Annotated in this window: 13 protein-coding genes and 4 tRNA genes; 15 read left to right on the top strand and 2 right to left on the bottom strand. The window is 44.8% G+C overall.

The window, feature by feature from the left end:
• Positions 1-32: 32 nt before the first annotated feature.
• The 15 genes from wecB to AC5JQI_RS17910 all read left to right on the top strand — a co-directional run bounded on the left by wecB (position 33) and on the right by AC5JQI_RS17910 (position 13,126).
• A complete protein-coding gene (gene wecB / locus AC5JQI_RS17980) occupies positions 33-1,163 on the top strand; it encodes a non-hydrolyzing UDP-N-acetylglucosamine 2-epimerase (RefSeq protein WP_323855300.1) in 1,131 nt (376 codons plus the stop codon).
• Positions 1,160-2,422 (top strand): UDP-N-acetyl-D-mannosamine dehydrogenase, encoded by a 1,263-nt coding sequence (gene wecC, locus AC5JQI_RS17975; RefSeq protein WP_493913160.1) that lies wholly within the window; start codon positions 1,160-1,162, stop codon positions 2,420-2,422. Before wecB ends, wecC begins: the two co-directional genes overlap by 4 nt.
• Positions 2,419-3,504: a dTDP-glucose 4,6-dehydratase gene (rffG, locus tag AC5JQI_RS17970; RefSeq protein ID WP_493913159.1), complete on the top strand. Its 1,086-nt coding sequence runs from the start codon at positions 2,419-2,421 to the stop codon at positions 3,502-3,504. The genes wecC and rffG overlap by 4 nt, the downstream gene beginning before the upstream one ends.
• Positions 3,505-3,522: 18 nt before the next feature.
• A complete protein-coding gene (rfbA, locus tag AC5JQI_RS17965) occupies positions 3,523-4,398 on the top strand; it encodes a glucose-1-phosphate thymidylyltransferase RfbA (protein ID WP_493913158.1) in 876 nt (291 codons plus the stop codon).
• Complete coding sequence (gene rffC / locus AC5JQI_RS17960) at positions 4,382-5,107, top strand: dTDP-4-amino-4,6-dideoxy-D-galactose acyltransferase (RefSeq protein WP_493913157.1); 726 nt, start codon at positions 4,382-4,384, stop codon at positions 5,105-5,107. Before rfbA ends, rffC begins: the two co-directional genes overlap by 17 nt.
• Position 5,108: 1 nt before the next feature.
• Positions 5,109-6,239 (top strand): dTDP-4-amino-4,6-dideoxygalactose transaminase, encoded by a 1,131-nt coding sequence (rffA, locus tag AC5JQI_RS17955; RefSeq protein WP_493913156.1) that lies wholly within the window; start codon positions 5,109-5,111, stop codon positions 6,237-6,239.
• Position 6,240: 1 nt separating this feature from the next.
• Complete coding sequence (gene wzxE / locus AC5JQI_RS17950; protein ID WP_493913155.1) at positions 6,241-7,491, top strand: lipid III flippase WzxE; 1,251 nt, start codon at positions 6,241-6,243, stop codon at positions 7,489-7,491.
• Complete coding sequence (locus AC5JQI_RS17945) at positions 7,488-8,594, top strand: TDP-N-acetylfucosamine:lipid II N-acetylfucosaminyltransferase (RefSeq protein ID WP_493913154.1); 1,107 nt, start codon at positions 7,488-7,490, stop codon at positions 8,592-8,594. Before wzxE ends, AC5JQI_RS17945 begins: the two co-directional genes overlap by 4 nt.
• Positions 8,591-10,036, top strand: a complete 1,446-nt coding sequence (wzyE, locus tag AC5JQI_RS17940) for an ECA oligosaccharide polymerase (protein WP_493913153.1) — start codon at positions 8,591-8,593, stop codon at positions 10,034-10,036. Before AC5JQI_RS17945 ends, wzyE begins: the two co-directional genes overlap by 4 nt.
• On the top strand, positions 10,023-10,760 hold the full coding sequence (gene wecG / locus AC5JQI_RS17935) for a lipopolysaccharide N-acetylmannosaminouronosyltransferase (protein ID WP_493913152.1): 738 nt from the start codon (positions 10,023-10,025) through the stop codon (positions 10,758-10,760). The genes wzyE and wecG overlap by 14 nt, the downstream gene beginning before the upstream one ends.
• Before the next feature lie 371 nt (positions 10,761-11,131).
• Positions 11,132-12,499, top strand: coding sequence for a bifunctional threonine/serine APC transporter ThrP (thrP, locus tag AC5JQI_RS17930; protein ID WP_323855310.1), 1,368 nt, complete (start codon positions 11,132-11,134; stop codon positions 12,497-12,499).
• A gap of 165 nt (positions 12,500-12,664) precedes the next feature.
• Positions 12,665-12,741, top strand: a tRNA-Arg gene (locus AC5JQI_RS17925).
• 103 nt (positions 12,742-12,844) lie between these two features.
• A tRNA-His gene (locus AC5JQI_RS17920) sits at positions 12,845-12,920 on the top strand.
• A gap of 15 nt (positions 12,921-12,935) precedes the next feature.
• Positions 12,936-13,022, top strand: a tRNA-Leu gene (locus AC5JQI_RS17915).
• Between the two features lie 27 nt (positions 13,023-13,049).
• Positions 13,050-13,126, top strand: a tRNA-Pro gene (locus AC5JQI_RS17910).
• 747 nt (positions 13,127-13,873) lie between these two features.
• Here the strand turns inward: AC5JQI_RS17910 and hemY are convergent.
• Together hemY and hemX are read right to left on the bottom strand one after the other, a co-directional pair.
• Positions 13,874-15,079 (bottom strand): protoheme IX biogenesis protein HemY, encoded by a 1,206-nt coding sequence (gene hemY / locus AC5JQI_RS17905; RefSeq protein ID WP_493913151.1) that lies wholly within the window; start codon positions 15,077-15,079, stop codon positions 13,874-13,876.
• A gap of 2 nt (positions 15,080-15,081) precedes the next feature.
• Entirely contained in the window at positions 15,082-16,284 is a 1,203-nt protein-coding gene (hemX, locus tag AC5JQI_RS17900) for a uroporphyrinogen-III C-methyltransferase (RefSeq protein WP_493913150.1), read from the bottom strand.
• Between the last annotated feature and the right edge of the window lie 16 nt (positions 16,285-16,300).

Raw genomic sequence — 16,300 nt, 5'->3', positions numbered from 1 at the left:
TCTACAATGATTGACAAAATGAGAGAGCCACTGTGAAAGTGTTGACTGTGTTTGGTACTCGGCCGGAAGCCATTAAAATGGCTCCGTTGGTACACGCATTGTCTAGGGATGCTGCCTTTGATGCAAAAGTGTGTGTTACTGCTCAGCATAGAGAGATGCTGGATCAGGTTTTGCATTTGTTTGGGATAACGCCCGATTTTGATCTCAATATCATGCAAAAAGGGCAGGATCTTACGGATATTACATGCCGGATCTTGCAAGGTATAAAGCCTGTACTGGAAGAATTCAAACCAGATGTAGTGTTGGTACATGGTGATACCACGACGACCATGGCAACCAGTCTGGCTGCGTTCTATCAGCATATTCCGGTCGGTCATGTTGAGGCAGGGTTGAGAACGGGAGATTTGTATTCCCCGTGGCCGGAAGAAGCGAACCGTAAGATCGCCGGACACTTGGCAATGTACCATTTTGCCCCGACGGAGAATTCTCGGAATAATCTTTTAAAAGAGTTCATTGCAGAAAACCGAATTTTTGTTACGGGCAATACAGTGATTGATGCTCTGCTCTTGGTACGTGATCGTATCATAAATGATAAAACGATGTATGGTCAGCTTGCGGGACTTTATCCTTTCATTGACCCGAATAAAAAGATCATTTTGGTGACAGGCCACCGTCGTGAGAGCTTTGGTAAGGGGTTTGAGCGGATTTGCGAAGCATTGGCGCAGATTGCCAGAACACATCCTGATGTTCAGGTTGTGTATCCTGTTCATTTGAACCCGAATGTGAGTGAACCCGTTAAGCGTATTCTGCATGACATTGATAACGTTATTTTGATCAAACCGCAGGATTACCTGCCATTCGTCTATCTGATGAACCATGCCTACATAATCTTGACGGATTCAGGAGGAATTCAGGAAGAAGCTCCTTCTTTGGGAAAACCTGTTCTGGTCATGCGTAATACCACTGAACGACCGGAAGCAGTAGATGCGGGTATTGTGCGATTGGTTGGGACAGAAACCCAGACTATCGTTGCAGAAGTGACTCGTCTATTAAGGGATGACATCGCCTATCAACAAATGAGCCATGCCCATAACCCTTATGGTGATGGCCAGGCTTGCCAGCGAATTCTTGAAGCATTGAAGAAAAATCAGGTGACATTATGAGTTTTGGAATAATTTCTGTGATCGGCCTTGGTTATATTGGCTTGCCCACCGCCGCGGCATTTGCCTCTTGCCAAAAGAGGGTCATCGGTGTTGATATCAATCAACATGCTGTGGAGACGATTAACCGTGGCGCGATTCATATTGTTGAACCTGATTTAGATAAAGTTGTAAAGGTTGCGGTCGAGGGAGGCTACCTGAGAGCCGTGACTGCACCACAAGCTGCGGATGCTTTCTTGATTGCTGTACCTACTCCCTTCAAAGGAGAGCATGAACCGGATATGGCTTATGTGCGTTCTGCTGCTGAATCAATAGCGCCAGTCTTGAAGAAAGGCGATTTGATTATTCTGGAATCGACTTCGCCGGTTGGAGCGACAGAACAAATGGCTGAGTGGTTGGCTGCGGCACGTCCTGATCTCTCATTCCCTCAACTGGCAGGTGAGAACTCAGATATTGATATCGCTTATTGCCCTGAGCGTGTTTTGCCGGGTCAAGTGATGGTGGAATTGATCAAAAATGATCGGGTGGTGGGAGGTATGACTGACAAATCATCCCGCAGGGCAAGCGAACTGTACAAAATATTCCTTGAAGGCGAATGTGTTATCACCAATGCCAAAACGGCGGAGATGTGCAAGTTGACTGAAAACAGCTTCCGTGATGTCAATATTGCCTTTGCCAACGAACTCTCTTTAATCTGTGCTGAGCAGGGAATCAATGTTTGGGAACTGATCAGCTTGGCAAATCGTCATCCACGTGTAAATATCCTGCAACCCGGCCCAGGAGTAGGAGGGCACTGCATCGCAGTCGATCCGTGGTTTATCGTATCCCAGAATCCTGAACAATCCCGCTTGATTCATACTGCTCGTTTAGTGAATGATAGCAAGCCACGTTGGGTTGTTGATCAAGTAAAGGCCGCAGTAGCTGACTGTCTGACAGAGAGTGGCAAACGGGCGAGTGAGGTCAAAATCGCCTGTTTCGGATTAGCCTTTAAACCTAATATTGATGATTTACGAGAAAGCCCTGCGGTTCATATCACTGAAATGGTTGCACAGTGGCATGTGGGGCAAACCGTGGCTGTCGAACCTAATGTGCATGAATTGCCCAATTCGCTGAAAGATTTAGTGGAACTGTTGGATGTGGGGCAGGCATTGGAAGAAGCTGATGTTTTGCTGATGCTGGTAGATCACAGACAGTTTAAAGCCATTGGTAGTGATGCAATAAAACAAAAATGGGTTGTTGATACAAAAGGAGTTTGGCGTTGAAACGAATTCTTATTACAGGTGGTGCAGGTTTCATCGGCTCCGCAGTTGTTCGCCACATAATCAACGAGACTGAAGACAGTGTCATCGTCGTCGATAGTCTGACTTATGCCGGCAATCTTGAGTCATTGGCTCCGGTTGCCACCCATCCTCGTTATACATTTGAGCAGGTTGATATCTGCCAGCGTGACGAGTTGGATCGCGTGTTTCAGCAATATCAACCGGATGCCGTCATGCATCTGGCAGCAGAAAGCCATGTTGATCGTTCTATTGATGGCCCTGCGGCTTTCATCGAAACCAATATTATTGGTACTTATACTTTGCTGGAAGCGGCGCGTGCATTTTGGCAGCAGCTGGATCAGGAAAAACAGTTGGCATTCCGTTTTCATCATATCTCAACAGATGAAGTCTATGGTGACTTACACGGCGAAGACGGTTTCTTCACTGAAACTACGCCTTATGCTCCGAGCAGCCCTTATTCTGCCTCAAAGGCTTCCAGTGATCATCTGGTCAGGGCATGGCATCGCACCTATGGTTTACCGACCGTAATCACCAATTGTTCGAATAACTACGGGCCTTATCATTTCCCGGAAAAACTGATCCCATTGGTGATTCTGAATGCGCTGGCAGGTCAGCCGTTGCCGGTTTACGGCAAGGGGGAACAAATCCGTGACTGGTTATATGTGGAAGATCACGCCCGGGCGTTGTATTTGGTCGTAACCAGAGCTGAGTCTGGCGAAACCTATAACATCGGTGGGCATAACGAGCGCAGAAATATCGATGTCGTGGAAACGATTTGTGAATTGCTGGAAGAACTTTGTCCTGAAAAAAGATGGCCTGAAAGACCTGAGGGGATTATGCATTACCGGGATCTGATTACTTATGTAGCAGATCGTCCGGGACATGACATGCGTTATGCCATTGATGCGGCAAAAATTGAGCGCGAACTGGGTTGGACGCCACAGGAAACATTCGAATCCGGTATTCGCAAGACTGTACAATGGTATCTGGAACATGAGAACTGGTGGCGCCGGGTGCAAGATGGTTCTTATGCAGGAGAACGTCTTGGGCTGGGAAATGAATAAGCCCGTCAGGGGGAGAAAATGAAAGGAATTATACTGGCGGGAGGCTCTGGCACCCGCTTATACCCAATAACCCGCGGTATTTCAAAACAGTTATTGCCTATTTATGACAAGCCGATGATTTATTATCCGCTGTCAGTTTTAATGCTGTCGGGCATACGCGATATCCTGATTATATCCACACCGGAAGATTTATCTGTTTTTAAACGGCTATTGGGCAACGGTGAGCAATTTGGCATCAATCTCAGCTATGTAGAGCAACCTTCTCCTGATGGCTTAGCACAGGCATTTTTGATTGGTGAAGAATTTATTGGTGATGATGCATGCTGTTTAGTTCTTGGAGATAATATCTTTTTTGGTCAGGCGTTTAGTCCGAAACTACGAAGTGTGGCAGCACGCAAGGCCGGGGCTACTGTCTTCGGTTATCAGGTAATGGATCCTGAGCGGTTTGGTGTCGTGGAATTTGATGAGCAATATCGTGTACTTTCCATTGAAGAAAAACCGGTGCAGCCTAAATCCAACTGGGCGGTGACCGGACTCTATTTTTACGACAACAAAGTGGTGGATTTTGCTAAACAAGTGAAACCTTCCGCCCGTGGTGAACTGGAAATCACCAGCATTAATCAGATGTATCTGGAATGCGGTGAATTGAACGTCGAATTGTTAGGGCGTGGTTTTGCGTGGTTGGATACCGGCACTCATGACAGCCTGATTGAAGCCAGCACTTTTGTTCAGACAGTCGAAAAACGACAAGGCTTCAAAATTGCCTGTCTGGAAGAGATAGCATGGCGCAATGAGTGGTTGAATTCAGAGCAGGTCAAAGCGGCTGCCGTAGACTTGTCAAAAACAGGTTACGGCAAATATTTAATGGATTTGCTCAATGTCTATTCACGCTAATCTTGAACCACTGGTTTGGGATAGCCATTTTTTTGGTTTGTCCACTGCCCGCCTGAATTTATCACCGGAAGCGGCAGTGGTAACAACCTCCCATCTGGATAAATATGCACTGGTGCAGGCAAAGGTGCCTGCCCAGCAGACGGCGATTATTGATGAACTGTCTGTTCTGGGCTTTTCTCTGGTAGAAGGTGAGGCAGATTTCCTGTTATCGCTTGATGCCGACGGATTGGTAGGTACTCAAACCGGACAAAATTCAGCATCAGAACTCATTATTGCAAAACTACAAGATATACCTGCATTGAAAGCGGTTGCGGAGAAGGTATTCAAGGCAAGCCGCTTCCGTGCACCGTGGTATCAAACGGGTGACAGCGGCCGATTCTATGCGAAGTGGGTCGAAAAAGCAGTTTTGGGCACATTTGATCACGAATGCCTGCTTATTAATGATGAATACGGTCAAATGATGGGATTTGTCACCTTACGAGATATCGGTAGCCATGAAGCGCGTATTGGCTTACTGGCCGCTGTACCAGGCAATCATCATCAAGGGATTGGGAAAAAATTAATGTCGGCGGCGCAGCAGTGGTGTCATCATCATCAGATTCATCGGCTGAGAGTGGCAACACAAATCAGTAACATCGCTGCCTTGCGTCTTTATACACGTCGTGGTGCCATCATCGAGAGCACTGCATATTGGTTATACAGAGGATGAAATGATTCCATTTAACAAACCACCGGTAGTCGGCACTGAACTGGAATACATGAAACAGGCGATGGCCAGTGGTAAATTGTGTGGTGATGGTGAATTTACTAAACGTTGTGAAACGTGGATGGAACAGCGCTTTGGTTGCCCGAAAGTGTTGCTGACACCTTCTTGTACAGCATCACTGGAAATGGCAGCTATTTTGCTGGATATCCAGCCGGGTGATGAAGTCATCATGCCGAGCTATACCTTTGTTTCGACTTCCAACGCTTTCGTCCTGCGTGGCGCAACCATTGTGTTCGTGGATATCCGCCCTGATACCATGAATATTGATGAAACCCACATTGAAGCAGCCATTACAGAAAAAACCCGAGTTATTGTGCCAGTGCATTATGCGGGCGTAGCCTGTGAAATGGATACCATCATGGCATTGGCGGAAAAATATAACCTGTATGTGGTCGAAGATGCGGCACAAGGCGTCATGTCTACCTATAAAGGCCGCGTTCTGGGTACGATTGGGCATATTGGTTGTTTCAGTTTTCATGAAACTAAAAACTACTCAGCGGGTGGTGAAGGCGGTGCAACATTAATTAATGATAAATCCTTAATAGAACGAGCTGAAATCATTCGCGAGAAAGGCACCAATCGGAGCCAGTTTTTCCGTGGGCAGGTAGATAAATATACTTGGCGCGATATCGGTTCCAGCTATTTGATGTCTGACCTGCAAGCGGCTTACCTGTGGGGACAGCTGGAAATTGCTGAGAAAATCAACCAACGCCGTCTGGCTTTATGGGATAACTATTATCAATCACTGAAACCACTGGCAGATGCCGGGCATTTGATTCTGCCAATTGTCCCGGAAGGTTTAGAACACAATGCCCATATGTTCTATATCAAGCTGAAAGGTATCGGAGAACGTAGTGAATTCAGTCGTTACATGAAAGAAAACGGAATCTTGAGTGTCTTCCATTACGTTGCATTACACACTAGCCCGGCGGGTGAGAAATGTGGTCGTTTCCACGGTGAAGATCGTTTCACGACTAGAGAAAGTGACCGTTTAGTTCGTTTGCCGATGTTTTATAACATTACCGACGAAGAGCAGCAGGTTGTAATAAACCGCATCAAGGAATTTTTCGCCTGATATGTCACTTGCTAAAGCTTCTGTCTGGACTGCGGGTTCCACACTGATCAAAATCGGTGTGGGATTGCTGGTCATTAAACTGCTCGCAGTGTCTTTTGGCCCAACAGGTGTGGGGCAAGCAGGCAACTTCCGCCAACTTATTACCGTACTGGGCGTATTGTCTGGCGCAGGGATTTTTAATGGTGTTACCAAATACGTTGCGGAATATCATCAGCAACCAGAAAGGATTAAATCTGTATTGGGTACATCGTCCTCGATCATTCTGGGTTTTTCGACCCTTCTGGCAGTAATTTTTCTCTTGTTCAGTGATGCCATCAGTGCGGGATTGTTTGGTCACAACCGTTACAAAACGGTTGTGCAGGTGCTCGCATTTATTCAGATGGGGATCGCATACGCCAATTATTTTCTGGCAATCTTGAAAGGTTTCAGAGATGCTCAGGGCAATGCACTTGCCATTATTCTTGGCAGCTTAGTGGGTGTCATTGCTTATAGCCTTTGTTATTGGCTGGGAGGTTATGAAGGGGCATTGGCTGGGTTGGCTTTGGTACCTGCGTTGGTGGTTTTGCCTGCGGGGGTGATGATCCTACATTGTAAGGTTATTGCCTTTTCGGCATTGAAACCCATGTGGGATCGCGCTATTGCGAGCCATTTGGGAAAATTTACCCTGATGGCGCTGCTGACTTCCATGACTCTGCCAGTCGCTTATATCATGATGCGGAACCTGCTGGCGGCACGTTATAGCTGGGAAGAGGTTGGAATTTGGCAGGGAGTGAGTAGTATTTCGGATGCTTATTTACAATTTATTACTGCATCTTTTACTGTCTATCTCTTGCCGACACTCGCTCGTTTGGAAAATAAGCAAGAAATCAGCCGCGAAATTGTGAAAGCGCTGAAATTTGTTTTACCTGCTGTGGCGGTGGCCAGCTTCTCAGTCTGGTTGTTGCGTGATTTTGTCATTTGGCTGTTGTTTTCCGATGAATTTACCGCAATGCGGGATTTATTTGTATGGCAGTCGGTAGGCGATATGTTGAAAGTGGGTGCCTATGTTTTTGGTTATTTGGTGATAGCGAAAGCTGCCCTGCGTTTTTATGTACTGGCTGAAATCAGTCAATTTCTTCTGCTGACGGGGTTCTCCCATTGGTTGATACCGATGAACGGCGCATTGGGGGCGGCTCAGTCATATATGGCAACTTACATTGTTTATTTCATTCTTTGTTGTAGCGTATTTATTATTTATCGCAGGCGAGCATGACAACCCTAATTCACGTTTTGGGATCGGATATCCCGCATCATAATCAAACGTTACTGAATTTTTTTAATGACGTTTTGACCCGAAAAATGAACTTCCCAGTCAAACCGTGTTTTATGGTGGTATCTAAAGACCACACATGGCTATCAAATTATCCTAACTTGGCAATCTCGGTGTATGACAGCAAATCTGCTCTGTCACGGGCAGTGATCGAGACAGCACAAGGAAACAGAACAACCCGTTTCTTTTTCCATGGTCAGTTTAATGCTGCTTTATGGATAGCCCTATTGGTGGGTAAAATTAAGCGACATCAATTTTTGTGGCATATATGGGGAGCTGATTTATATGAAGAATCCCGCCAACTGAAATTCCGTTTGTTCTATTTGTTTCGTCGTCTGGCACAAAAGCGGGTAGGGCATATTTTTGCCACGCGCGGTGATCTTCAGCATTTTTTCCAGCATGTTTCCCGTTATTCTGAGCAGTCAAAACCAGATACACCATCATCATTACTCTATTTCCCCACTCGCATGGACTCTGCGCTCACGGTAACGGAAAAAATACTCTCTCCTGAAGGGGTCACTATCTTATTAGGAAATTCAGGAGATCAATCCAACCGCCATATTGACGCCTTACATAAGATCCAACGCCAGTTTGGTGATGAGGCGCGGGTCATCATGCCAATGGGCTATCCCGATAATAATCAAGTTTATATCCACCGTGTGGAGCAAGCCGCATTGTCACTGTTTCCAGAACAAAATGTCCGTATCCTGAAAAATCAAATGGCGTTTGGCGAATATTTATCATTATTGCACCAATGCGATTTGGGTTATTTCATTTTCAACCGCCAGCAGGGTATTGGAACACTCTGTTTGTTGATTCAATTTGGCATTCCGTTTGTTTTGAGCCGCCAGAATCCATTCTGGCATGATTTAATGGAACAGCAGGTTCCTGTTCTGTTTGATGGTGATGAACTGAATAAACCCTGGGTGCAGGAAGCACAGCGTCAGATGCTGTCCCTCGATAAAAAGGCGATAGCTTTTTTTGATCCCAATTTTATTGAGGGGTGGCAAGCTGCCCTATCGGCTGCATCTGGAGAGTATCAATGACCTTGACACAATTCGGTGGGCTATTTGTCGTTTACGTGATCTCGTTGGTCTTTATCCTGACTTTGACGTATCAAGAATTTCGGCGTGTCCGCTTTAACTTTAATGTTTTCTTTTCCTTGTTGTATCTGCTGACATTTTATTTTGGCTTCCCGCTGACGAGCATGTTGGTTTTCAAGTTTGATGTACAAGTTGTGCCAGTGGATTCTTTGCTGCAGGCGATGTTAGCGTCAGGCTGCTTTTATGCCATTTACTATGTGGCTTACAAGACCCGTATTTCTTACAAGAAGCGTATAGTTCATAAAACTGGCAGAAATAGTGATATAGAATCAGAAACATCATCCGTATCTGGGTTGCGTAAGCCTCTGTTCACTATGAATCGGGTGGAAACTAATCTGACTTGGCTGTTACTTGCTGGTATTGCTATCGTTACAGTGGGTTCGTTCTTTATGCAGAATGGTTTTTTGCTGTTCAAATTGCAATCTTACAGCCAGATATTTTCCAGCCAAGTTTCCGGCGTGGCACTCAAGCGATTCTTCTATTTTTTCATCCCTGCCATGTTGGTGGTATTTTTCCTGAAACCGACCAAAATTCGTTGGTTGTGCTTTCTGGTAGGAACGGTGGGGTTTGGGATTCTGACTTATGTGATAGTCGGGGGAACACGGGCTAACATTATTATCGCGTTTGCACTGTTCTTGTTTATTGGCATTGTCCGTGGTTGGATCACGCTGTGGATGTTGCTTGCAGCAGGTGTTATGGGGGTCGTTGGCATGTTCTGGCTGGCCTTGAAACGCTATGGCTTGGACGTGAGTGGCGCAGAAGCCTTTTATACTTTCCTGTACCTCACCCGGGATACTTTTTCGCCGTGGGAAAACTTGGCGCTGTTACTGGATAATTATAACAAAATAGATTTTCAGGGGCTGGCACCGATTGTCCGTGATTTTTATGTCTTTATTCCCAGCTGGGTATGGCCAGAGCGGCCTGGTTTGGTCTGGAATACGGCTAATTACTTTACATGGGATGTGCTGAATAATCATTCTGGCCTTGCTATTTCACCAACGCTGATTGGCTCGCTTGTAGTGATGGGGGGAGTATTTTTTATCCCTCTGGGGGCGATTGTTGTCGGTTTTATTATCAAATGGTTTGATTGGGTCTATGAAACAGGAAAACAGGAAAGTAATCGCTATAAGGCGGCGATTTTACAAGCCTTCTGTTTTGGTGCAATTTTTAACATGATCGTTCTTGCCCGAGAAGGTGTAGATTCTTTTTTTTCTCGTGCCGTGTTCTTTTGTATTGTCTTTGGCCTCTGTCTGGTTATGGCTAAATTGCTGTATTGGTTATTTGAAAGCGCCGGGCTGATTCGCAAGTTGGTTGTCAGTAATTTGACTACTCCACAAAAAACATCTGTTGTTTTGGATGTAAGGAAGAGAAATGGTGTTGAATAACATTCCTAAATATCGCATTCGTGGCCTCAATATCTGGGGATTTCACAATATGTCGAATTTCCTTGATCATCTTTTTCAGGATGGGAAGGTAAAAACAGGCACATTGGTTGCGATCAATGCAGAAAAAGTCCTCACAGCAGAACAAGATAATGCACTGAATATGTTGCTGGATGAGGCTGAATACCTATATGCAGACGGGATTAGCATTGTCCGTGCTATTCGTCGTAAATACCCTGATGCAGATGTATCTCGTATTGCAGGTGCGGACTTATGGGAAGCCTTGATGGAACGGGCGGGTCATGAAGGAACCCCCGTTTTTCTGGTCGGCGGGAAACCGGATATCTTGGCTCAAACTGAAAGCAAATTACGTACTCAGTGGAATGTCAATATTGTGGGTAGTCAGGATGGTTATTTTACGTCAGAGACGCGTGACGCGGTATTTGAACGAATCCATGCCAGTGGTGCAGCAATTATTACTGTGGCCATGGGATCACCTAAACAGGAAATCTTCATGCGTGATTGCCGCAGGATACATCATGATGCTCTGTATATGGGCGTTGGTGGGACGTATGACGTTTTCACCGGACATATCAAACGTGCCCCGAAAGTTTGGCAGAATTTAGGCCTGGAGTGGCTGTATCGTTTGCTTTCACAACCAAGCCGTATCCGCAGGCAGATTAACTTATTAAGATTCCTCGGTTATTATTACGGTGGGAAGCTCTAGTCCAGTAATGCTTCTGTTTTAATCCTGCTGCTTCAATGGTGTGTTATTCATATGCAGCAGGTTTTCATCTCATTTTTCATTTTTCATTTTTCATTTTTTGTTCGGTTGGCTTCTTTGTATTTGTCAAAACGAAATTTGACAAAAACGTGAAATAACCACCTTGTTGGCAGATCACAAAATCACCATGATTGAGTTGTTCTTTCCGATCACGATGCCGAATCAAGCAGGCATTGTTCCAATTTTATAATTTTTTATTTCACTGATCGGCAAAACGTGTTTTGATCCCAGCCTTTTTTACAATGATTGATTATCAATGCCTGTATTTTTTCTGTTTGCAAATATAAACATCATAAAAGTGGATAGGGAGTTTTATGAGTGATTCAAAACAGAGCCTGCAAAGGGGACTTGAGGCACGTCATATTGAGCTGATTGCGCTGGGTGGCACCATCGGTGTAGGGCTGTTCATGGGTTCAGCAAGTACTTTGAAATGGGCTGGTCCTTCTGTTTTGCTGGCCTACATTATTGCCGGGCTTTTCGTCTTTTTCATCATGCGCTCAATGGGAGAAATGCTGTTTATTGAACCTGTGACGGGTTCATTTGCTTCGTTTGGACATAAGTATCTCAGCCCGTATTGGGGATGTCTGACCGCATGGGGATACTGGTTTATGTGGGTCTCAGTGGGGATCTCGGAAATCACAGCCATAGGAGTATATGCCGAATTCTGGTTCCCAGAACTGCCTCAGTGGGTTTCTGCGCTGGTGGCGGTAGGGTTAGTTGCCTTAGCTAACTTAGCGGCTGTGCGACTGTATGGTGAATTGGAATTCTGGTTCGCCATGATCAAGGTCACGACGATTATTGTGATGATCCTGATTGGTCTTGGTTTGATTTTTTTTGGTTTGGGTAATGACTGGCAACCTCTTGGTTTGGGTAACTTGACCTCACATGGTGGTTTTTTCTCTGGGGGCTGGAAAGGGTTCTTATTTGCGCTTTGTATTGTTGTCGCCTCTTATCAGGGCGTTGAATTGGTAGGTATTACTGCTGGTGAGGCGAAAAACCCACAGGTGACTATCAAAAAAGCGATCAACAATATCCTATGGCGTATTTTGATTTTTTATGTCGGTGCTATCTTCATTGTTGTGACGCTGTTCCCATGGACAGAAGTGGGTTCGCACGGCAGCCCGTTTGTGATGACTTTTGCTAAAGTTGGTATTGTTTCTGCGGCGGCAGTCATTAACTTTGTTGTTCTGACGGCAGCACTTTCGGGATGTAACAGTGGAATGTACAGTGGTGGCAGGATGTTGTATGCCCTGGCGCAAAACCGTCAATTGCCAGCATCATTGCTGAAATTGTCAAAAAATGGAGTACCGGTGAAATGTATAGCAATTACTATCGGTTTTTTGATCGCGGGTTCCAGCCTGAATTATATAATCCCAAATCCACAGTCAGTTTTTGTTTACGTTTATAGTGCCAGCGTATTGCCCGGTATGGTGCCATGGTTTGTCATTCTGGTGAGCCAGTTACGTTTCCGTAAGCATCATGAAGAAGCTCTGAAGCAGCATCAGTTTAAATCGATTCTATTTCCTTACGTCAATTATCTGACGTTGATTTTTCTGTGTTGTGTATTGGTAGGAATGGCGATTAATCCAGATACACGTTTCTCACTCATGGTCGGGGGCGCATTTTTGTTGCTTGTATCGTCAGCCTATTGGTTTATGAAATTAATTTGCAGAAAAAATTAAATGAATTTTTAAGGCTGATTATTAACCAGTAAAATCAGTTGCGGTGGAAAATGATGCCTTTATCAGCTAAATGAACAAAGCGTAATCAATCGCATCATTTCTTTTAAAAAAGCACTGGACAGTATGACATTAAATCCGTACTATCCTCCACCGCAACGGCGTTAAGCGCCCGTAGCTCAGCTGGATAGAGCGCTGCCCTCCGGAGGCAGAGGTCTCAGGTTCGAATCCTGTCGGGCGCGCCATTTAAAGCGTGCAAGAGCAGTGGCAATGAGTTATCGTGGTAAGATTACGTTGTAAAGTAATAGTATTTAAAAAGAAGTACTATTTAAAAAGATAGTAGTTATGGTGGCTATAGCTCAGTTGGTAGAGCCCTGGATTGTGATTCCAGTCGTCGCGAGTTCGAGTCTCGTTAGCCACCCCATCTTTTTTATGAAACGCGAGGGTGGCGGAATTGGTAGACGCGCTAGCTTCAGGTGTTAGTGTTCTTACGGACGTGGGGGTTCAAGTCCCCCCCTTCGCACCATAAAAAAGAGATTTAAAAGATATATTTCGGCGAGTAGCGCAGCTTGGTAGCGCAACTGGTTTGGGACCAGTGGGTCGGAGGTTCGAATCCTCTCTCGCCGACCAGATTCTGAGGAAGCCCCGCAATAGCGGGGCTTTTTCTTATTTCTTCTTCTGTATTTTTTCCTGCCTATAAAACGTTTTATTTTCTCTTCTATTCCCCTTCGATTTCTTTATATTGTTTCAAATGTGAAGTTGAATATCATCATTTTCGTTAATCCATTAACTGTTTGTTTTAAAGGTTATTTTTAAGTGATGTTGCGTTTCGACGACAAACCATATTCCAAATGTCTCAAATAGAAGACATTTAACTGATTGGTTTTAAATGTATATTATCAATGGGCTTGCATAGCGTCTCAAATGAGAGACGGTATTTTTGATACGCCCTAGTGAAAGCAAAATGTTGATAATGGAAAGTCAGTTACTGCCTGGATAGGAAGGATTTATTTTGAGTGAAAAAGTTGGCATGTTAAATGCATTACTAAAACTTGTAGATGCTCATCCCACTCCTTATGATAGTATTCACTTCATAAACCTCGGGATGATGTAGAGCTGATTATCGGTGCCTATGGTCCACGTTATAGATGAGTAAATATCACTGTCTTTTCATCACAAACCGGACACAACGTTGAGTGAGGCACTATCCGTCTGTAGACCTGATTGTATTTATACACCTGTCTTTTTGATAGGTGTTTTTTTTGCCTACAGGAAAGTGGAGATTGATTTTCAACCAGATTATGGTGGTGAAACCTCAGCTAACGATTCAATGCGAATCTGAATATTTATCGTTAGCTGAAGGATAAATAACACGTCTTATGCTTCTGCGTTGCTATCGCGTTTCAGGGTCAGCATAAAGCCTTTACTACGTGTTTGGGTGGCTTCTTCGCGTTTCTGCAATTTATCGAGTGCATCGGCAAGCCATGCGTAATCATGGGCATCTGGCCGCTGAGCAAGGGCTGCCTTAAACGCTGTTTCAGCACTGACCCATTCACCATGATGTAGTGCAACTTGCCCCATAGTACTGTTGAGCAAAGGTGTTGTACCATGTTGTTTGAACAGGTGAACGAGGGTTTTTTGCACGGCTTCGGTATCATTCGCCTTAAGATGTGGAATTAATAGCAAGAGGCGCTCGTCATATTGCTGCTTTAATCCATCCAGAATGATTTGTTGGGCAGTATCGTGCTCATTGCATTCAATTAAATGTTCTGCCATAGAGACTTGCAGCACGATATCATGTCGGATTTTCCGACTTTGGTCTTTCCACCAGACTTTCAGTCCTGCGCAGCCTTTTTCGGCGATGGTTTTATTCATTAATCCAACATAGGCCTGCTGCCGTATTTCATGAATTTTGTCTTCATTATGCAGTTTGGCCTTCATCATTGAAGGCAAGATATCAATCAGAGATTGATAAGCCCCTGAAAGTGAATAAGCCTGCTCAGCTAATCTCAATACTTCAGGATGACGGGGAGCCTGATTCAGTAGTTTATCCACACCATTGCGTGCCGCATGAACGTCACCTTGTGCCAATTGGATACGTACACGGGAAATATCGACAGGAAGCTGATCTTTTGCAGCAACTTCTGCGGCTCGTTCAATATATTGGTTGGTACGGAAATAATCCCCGCGCTGCTGGGCGGCTTCTGCTGCCAGTAAATAGTTCACGACAGGATATTCGGAATGGTCAATATTGCGTGTCATCAGATGTTCAGCCTGCTTGAAGTCACCTTCAGCGAATTTCAGCAATGCTTGTCTGGTTTGTGAACGAGCCCGATTACGTTTATATCCACCAAAGATCCAACTATGCGTGGATGAGCTGGTACGTTTTAATCGACGATAGCTCCAACCGATGAAAATCAGCAGGAACTGTAACAGGAGGAACATAATTACCAGAGCAGTAATGCTGGTGGTGATATTGCGACTGTCCGTCTGGATCAAAACATATCCTTGATGCCCGGACATTACAGGACCAAGAACGATACCCACAATGAGGATAATGAAAAGTAATAATACTTTCAGCATGATCAACTCTCCTCAACGGATATTTCTGCCTGACCAGATTTTTCTATGGTGGTCGGCTGTTGCGGCGGCATTTCTGGTTTAGCGTGAGGTTTATCTTCTGATTTTTTCTGTACAGAATGCGGTAAATTATAGATACGCTTACGCACTAAATCCGCCAGTATCGGCTGGCTGCTCAGTTGCTCAGGCACCTCAATAGAAAGTGGTCGTTGTACCAGTAAATTAACATTTTTTAAGAAAACTATTGCATCTGGAGTTGAGGTATCAAAATAAGCCGTTACCCATTCTCCAACGTGTTCTAATGCGTCCTTATAAATTTTACTCTGATGACGGGGAACTGATTGTGCTGCAATTAGCAGCTTAGAACGGATGTTTTCACGCAGATAAATATTCTGATTAGGTGCCAGCAACGGTTCTTTACTGTTATCACGAGGCGCGATAGTAATGAAGTTATCCATAAAGCTGTGCCAGCTATTCGTCAGATTTTCACGCCAGTCAGAAAGTGAAGATGTGACATCACGGTTGTTACCCACCTCTGGCCCGGTTTTTTTCACTTCATCAGCCAGACGTAAGTGATCAACTTGGTTGGATAATTGATTCAGAGTCAGGATGATACCATCCAGATCAAGCTGTTTGATTTTGGTCAGATCATCAATATCAACTCTGATCGCTGCGCGGGCGTAATTTAGGCTGGGATCATTCATTTCAGCAAGATTCTGGTCAGCATCTTTCAGCAAGGCAATGGCTGTAGGGACATCTTGTTCACTCCATATTTTTCGACCCGCCATTTTAACCAGAGCACTTGCTTGAGCCAGTCGCCAGTTTTCGATATCTGTATTTGAAATTGCCGAAACACGGGTTTGAAGCGTGGCTATATGGTTATCTAGCTGCTGGTTTTTATCTTTGGCTTGTTGTAAGGAAGTTTTTAACTCTTCTAGATCAGTGTCAAAATTTTGTTTATCGGCAGATTGCTGCTGTGCCAGAGAGGTTAATTGCTGCTGCAAAGCGGCATTTTCTGTGCTCAAGGCCACATTCTGTTGTTTATTGTGATAATAAATATAAAAACCACCAACACCGATTGCCAAAGAAATAGCGATTGAGAGAGTATGACCCACCCATCCATAGCGTTTGGGTTTATGGGGAGCCGTTTCAGGCTGCTGAGGGTGTTTTGTCTCAACCGCATCGGTGGATTGCTTTTGTTCCGTCATAATGGACATCCCATCT

This window comes from Xenorhabdus sp. XBWT (assembly GCF_059072735.1).
This window is presented reverse-complemented; position numbering and strand designations above follow the sequence as displayed.

Coding starts and splice junctions, on each gene's coding strand:
- wzxE (WP_493913155.1), top strand. CDS start 6,241: ATGTCACTTGCTAAAGCTTCTGTCTGGACTGCGGGTTCCACACTGATC.
- wecC (WP_493913160.1), top strand. CDS start 1,160: ATGAGTTTTGGAATAATTTCTGTGATCGGCCTTGGTTATATTGGCTTG.
- wzyE (WP_493913153.1), top strand. CDS start 8,591: ATGACCTTGACACAATTCGGTGGGCTATTTGTCGTTTACGTGATCTCG.
- rffC (WP_493913157.1), top strand. CDS start 4,382: ATGTCTATTCACGCTAATCTTGAACCACTGGTTTGGGATAGCCATTTT.
- rfbA (WP_493913158.1), top strand. CDS start 3,523: ATGAAAGGAATTATACTGGCGGGAGGCTCTGGCACCCGCTTATACCCA.
- wecG (WP_493913152.1), top strand. CDS start 10,023: ATGGTGTTGAATAACATTCCTAAATATCGCATTCGTGGCCTCAATATC.
- thrP (WP_323855310.1), top strand. CDS start 11,132: ATGAGTGATTCAAAACAGAGCCTGCAAAGGGGACTTGAGGCACGTCAT.
- rffA (WP_493913156.1), top strand. CDS start 5,109: ATGATTCCATTTAACAAACCACCGGTAGTCGGCACTGAACTGGAATAC.
- hemY (WP_493913151.1), bottom strand. CDS start 15,079: ATGCTGAAAGTATTATTACTTTTCATTATCCTCATTGTGGGTATCGTT.
- AC5JQI_RS17945 (WP_493913154.1), top strand. CDS start 7,488: ATGACAACCCTAATTCACGTTTTGGGATCGGATATCCCGCATCATAAT.
- hemX (WP_493913150.1), bottom strand. CDS start 16,284: ATGACGGAACAAAAGCAATCCACCGATGCGGTTGAGACAAAACACCCT.